Origin of the sequence: Corallococcus sp. AB030, assembly GCF_003668965.1 — a bacterium.
Lineage (GTDB): Bacteria > Myxococcota > Myxococcia > Myxococcales > Myxococcaceae > Corallococcus > Corallococcus exiguus.
Map to the genome: position 1 here is coordinate 1 of NZ_RAWQ01000391.1, position 3,469 is coordinate 3,469.

Below are 3,469 nucleotides of genomic sequence, written 5' to 3' on the forward strand. Positions count from 1 at the left end.
GGGCGGGCTTCTTGGCCACCACCGCCTTCGCCGGCACCGTGTTGGCGGCCACCGTGCGCACCGGCGCCTGCGGGACGACGACCACCGGCGTGGACGGGGCCTCCGTCACGGGCGCGGGCTTGTCCACCGTGTAGGTGAGCCCCTCGATGGTGCAGGTGCCCTCGATGCAGCCGATGGCCGGCACGGGGGGCTCGCCGAAGTGGGCCTGCCAGTCCGGGCCCAGGTTCAGCGGCTCCGCGATGGGGCGCTGGTCCTTCCCCTGGCCGACGAAGGCCTGCATCACGCCGTCCTCGGTGACGAACAGCTCCAGCCGCACCTCGCCCTCCGGGGACGCGAGGCCCAGCATGGCGCCGCCGCGCTCGCCCAGGGACCACTCCAGGGTCAGCGGCGCGCCCGCGCCATGGTGCACGAGCGTGACGTAGCGGCCGTCCCGGCCCATCAGCCCCAGCGAGGCCACCGGCTCCGGCGGCGGGCCGTCCCAGACTTCCTTCAGGCGGCGCTTCCACGTGGTCGGCGGAGCTTCAGCGCGCACGCGCGCGGTCAGCCGGGCCACACCGCCCACCAGCCCCAGCACATCCACGCGCGCGCGGCCCACGCGCGACGCCTCGTTGTCGTCCACGGGAGGGAAGACCAGGGCCTTGTTCTCGAAGCTCAGCGTCCGGCCGGCCACCAGCATCTGGGGCAGATCCGGACCGTCTCCCATGGTCACGCGGCGCTTGTCCGGGGTGACGTCCTCCACCCGGCCCGGGCCGTTGCGGGGCGCGTCCCGCAGCGCCTGGTCCATGATGGCCTTGCCGGCCAGCGGCGGCTGGACGCGCACCTGCCCGCTGCGGTTGTACGCCACGCCCAACACGCCCGCGGCGGCCAGCACCATCACCCCCGCGGCCGTCTGCGCCGTCACGCGCGCGGCGCGGCGCATCGCGGCCTTCGCCCGCTGCCAGCGCGTCAGCCTCAGCGGCGGCATGGACAGCAGGCTTCCGGGAACCAGCGGCTCCAGGTCCGCGATGAGTGCGGCGACGGACGGATAGCGCTCGTCCGGATCCGGCTTGAGGCACCGCATCACGATGGCGTCCACGCGCGAGTCCAGCCCCGCGCGCTTGCGCGACGGCGGATCAAAGGTGCCCAGCGGCACCTCGCCGGTGAAGGTCTCGTAGAGGATGACGCCCAGGGAGAAGATATCCGCGCGCGCGTCCGCGCTCTTCGCGTCCACGCGCTGCTCGGGCGCCATGTACGAGATGGTGCCCATGGACACGTGCGTGGACGTGAGCGCGAAGCGAGACGCCGCGGACGCGTCGTCCAGGAAGGACGCCAGCCCGAAGTCGGACACCTTCGCGATGCCGCCGGCCTGCTGATCCAGCAGGATGTTCTCCGGCTTCAGGTCGCGGTGGATGACGCCCCGGCCGTGCGCGTACTCGATGGCCCGGCAGATTTCGAGCATCCGGCGCAGGAGCGCCGGCGTGTCCATGGACGGGTTGCGCATGAGCTCGCGCAGGGACGGCCCGTCCACGAACTCCATCACCAGGTAGTACGTGTTGTCCGTCTTCCCCTTGTCGACGATGGCGACGACGTGGGGGTGGCTCAGCGTCGCCAGCGCCGCGGCTTCCTTCTGGAAGCGCGCGATGAACGACGGATCCTTGGCCAGGTCCGGATTCAGCAGCTTCACCGCGACCGTGCGGCCGAGCGACAGCTGGGTGGCCTTGTGGACCTCTCCCATGCCGCCAGCGCCGACGAGCTTCTCCAGGCGGTAGCCGCTGACGAGATCAGGAGGCCGGGAACGACTGATGGCGGTAGGCTCGAACGAGGACATGGGCGGGGGACAGGGCGGCGAGGGTAGCAGAAACGGGGCGCCGCGTTACCGCTCCCCAGCTGCCCTTCCGGCCCCCTCCCGCTCGCCGGGTGGGCGGGCGGCCATGACCCGGGTGCTGTCACTTCCCGTGGGAGCTCCAAATGGGCTCCCCAGGTCGGCTCCGGTGTCGGCTCAGGTGTCCCCGGCCACGGGGCGCAGCACGCTGGTGAGGTTGGTGCGCACCTGCGACAGCGAGGAGCGCATGTTCGCGTGCCGCACCGACGCGCCAATGGCCCGCGCCAGCGACTTGAGCAGCGAAATCTCCTCCGGGCGCCACAGGCGGGCCTGGCGGCAGTCCTCGAAGGCCACGAAGCCCCACCACTGCTTGGCCGGGACGATGGGGCACATCAGCACGGACTGCACGCCCTGGCGCTCCAGCAGCTCGCGCATCATCGGCGGCGCTTCCTTGGTGGTGCAGGAGACCACCATCTGCGCCTCCAGCATGTCCGCCCACGCCATCGCGTAGTCGCGCATCGGCAGCGAGCGCAGCACCGGGTGCGCCAGCGGGGACACCACACCCGGCTCCGCCCAGGCGTAGCGCAGGTCCGTGAGGAACCGGCCCGCCAGGTTCGTGGTCCGGTTCTCGAAGAGGCACGCGCGGTCCACCTTCATCGGGCGGGCCACCATGCCCAGCGCATCCGAACCGGTGGCCGGGCACAGGCCCTTGTCCAGCAGCAACCGCGACGCTTCGGACACCTTCGTGAACGCTTCCACCATGACCGTCTCGCTTGAAGGGGGGGAGGGGGTCACCCCTTCCTGTCGTGGATGAGCTGTCATCCACACATGTCCCGTTATGCAGGATTCCTCTGTTCCTGTCAAATGGTGGTTTTACTGGAAACCCAAGAAGAGGAGGGTCGGAGCGTTGCAGGGCCCGGAAACGCGAACAGGGGCGCCCTCGTGAAGAGAGCGCCCCTGCTCGGGCACGGCGTGTGGTGCGTCCCTTGGAGGAGGGCGGCGGACTACTGCGCGGACTTCTTGGAGGCGGGGGCCTTCACGGGCTTCTTGGTGCCGCCGGTGCCCTGCATCATCGTCTCCGTGCGGCCGGAGGGCGCGGTCTCGGTGGCCGCCTCGGTCTTGCCCTCGGTCTTCGCGGGGGCGTGCGGGTCGGCCTGGATGTCGTCGCCGGTGGGGGTCTCGAGGGTGCCGGTCGCGGGGGGATTGACCGGGCCCCGCGTATCCGTGGGCGCCTTGGTGGGCGGCGGGGAGGCGATGGCGGCGGAGGCGGCGAACAGGGCGGCGACGAGGAAGGTCTTCATGATGATGGGCTCGGATTCGTGACAGACGGCCCGCGCTGGAGTGCGCCGGGCATCGTCATCGCGGCTCTGGAGGGGGGCGGAGGTTTGTTTATTCACTCGCCGTCACGTGGAGCCCGCTCGCGCGCAAGCTCCCACGCCCAAACGACAACAGGGGCGCCCTCGTGAGGAGAGCGCCCCTGCCGGGACCGCATCCTGTCCGTCCCTTGGAGGCGGACAGGGCGCGAGTGAAGCGAGGGATCAGCCCTCGGTCTTCGTCTCGGTGGTGGTCTTCTTCTCGGTCTTGGTCTTCGTGCCCTTCTTGCCGGCCTTGCCCTCGTGCTTGGTCTCGGTCTTGGACTCGGTCTTCACCTCACCCTGCGCCTCGACG

3 protein-coding genes are annotated in these 3,469 nt (G+C 70.8%); all 3 read right to left on the reverse strand.

The annotated features are described in order from the left end of the window. Positions 1-1,807, reverse strand: a 1,807-nt coding sequence (locus D7Y15_RS42800; RefSeq protein WP_233605314.1) for a serine/threonine-protein kinase, incomplete at its 3' end; no start/stop codon positions are given. A gap of 171 nt (positions 1,808-1,978) precedes the next feature. After that, positions 1,979-2,563, reverse strand: coding sequence for a GAF domain-containing protein (locus D7Y15_RS42805; protein ID WP_120581614.1), 585 nt, complete (start codon positions 2,561-2,563; stop codon positions 1,979-1,981). A gap of 242 nt (positions 2,564-2,805) precedes the next feature. Beyond that, on the reverse strand, positions 2,806-3,102 hold the full coding sequence (locus D7Y15_RS42810; protein ID WP_121756148.1) for a hypothetical protein: 297 nt from the start codon (positions 3,100-3,102) through the stop codon (positions 2,806-2,808). Positions 3,103-3,469 lie beyond the last annotated feature (367 nt).

Bases quoted from the DNA above. Each gene is read 5' to 3' on its own strand.
- D7Y15_RS42805 (WP_120581614.1), bottom strand. From the start codon at position 2,563: ATGGTGGAAGCGTTCACGAAGGTGTCCGAAGCGTCGCGGTTGCTGCTG.
- D7Y15_RS42810 (WP_121756148.1), bottom strand. From the start codon at position 3,102: ATGAAGACCTTCCTCGTCGCCGCCCTGTTCGCCGCCTCCGCCGCCATC.